Origin of the sequence: Rhodococcus sp. R1101 (assembly GCF_000278445.1) — a bacterium.
GTDB lineage: Bacteria > Actinomycetota > Actinomycetes > Mycobacteriales > Mycobacteriaceae > Rhodococcus > Rhodococcus gordoniae.
In genome coordinates, this window is the sequence record NZ_AJVB01000809.1 from 1 (window position 1) to 964 (window position 964).

Below are 964 nucleotides of genomic sequence, written 5' to 3' on the forward strand. Positions count from 1 at the left end.
CCGATGATGGTCGCGAGATAGTTGTTCGCGTCGTTGAAGGTGAAGACCAGATTCGCCTTCTCGGGGTTGTCGCCGTTGGGGGATTCGACCGCTTCGGTGAAATTCTCCGGAATCGTGATGGTGTAGTAGTACTTTCCGTCGGCCAGACCGGCGACGGCGTCATCCTCCGACACCTCCGCGAGATCGAGCTGACCGGACGCGATGAGGGACTTGACGACCTGATCACCGGCATCGACCTGCTCCCCTGTCGACGAACGACCGGTGTCGTTGTTGACGATCGCCGCCGGGATCTTGTTCACCGCACCGAACGGGTTCCAGAAGGCCCACAGGTACATGGCGCCGTACAGCAACGGCATGAGAATGATCGTCGCGATCGCGATGCGCGGCATCGTGCCGCGGAAGTATCGCTTCGAGTCGCTACCGAGAGAGACGCCTGCGAGCACTCGTCACTTCCTCTTCGTCAGGACGCCGATGTCACCGGGTCCGAGCAGATCGTGCATGTCCACCACAGCCCGCACCCCGACGGTGGGATCGACGGGGTTCACGTCGCCGACGATCACCGACCGGTTCTCCCCGAGAGCGACGAGCCGGTCGAGCAGGGTGGCGCGTTCGACGTTGTCGGCGATCCGGTCGATCCGACCCACCACCAGCAGTGGCGGGCGTCGGGTGTCGGCCACCGAGATCCGCAGCAGCAGTTGCTGGAGTTCGGGGAGATCGTCGACGAACGCCTCGAGCGGTGGCAGCGGTACGTCGCCGAAGATCTCCTCGCACATCTCGGCGACGCCGTCCTCGCGCACCCGCGGAACGAACTTGTACCACGGGGAATCCCACCGCTTCTGCTCGGTGACGAGATCGCGCACGGTGACCGACGGGCGCACCTCGTCGAGTTCGTTCATGCACGCGATCGCCGACCGCGCGATGATCTTCTGCGGCCGATCCTCACCGAGAACCGTCAGCGATCCCC

Annotated in this window: 1 protein-coding gene and 1 pseudogene; both read right to left on the reverse strand. The window is 64.2% G+C overall.

The annotated features are described in order from the left end of the window. Positions 1-443: YhgE/Pip domain-containing protein (locus R1101_RS28700; RefSeq protein WP_037225168.1), on the reverse strand; the 443-nt coding region annotated here is incomplete at its 3' end. Positions 444-446: 3 nt separating this feature from the next. Continuing rightward, a pseudogene (locus R1101_RS28705) lies at positions 447-964 on the reverse strand (hypothetical protein); the annotation flags it as partial.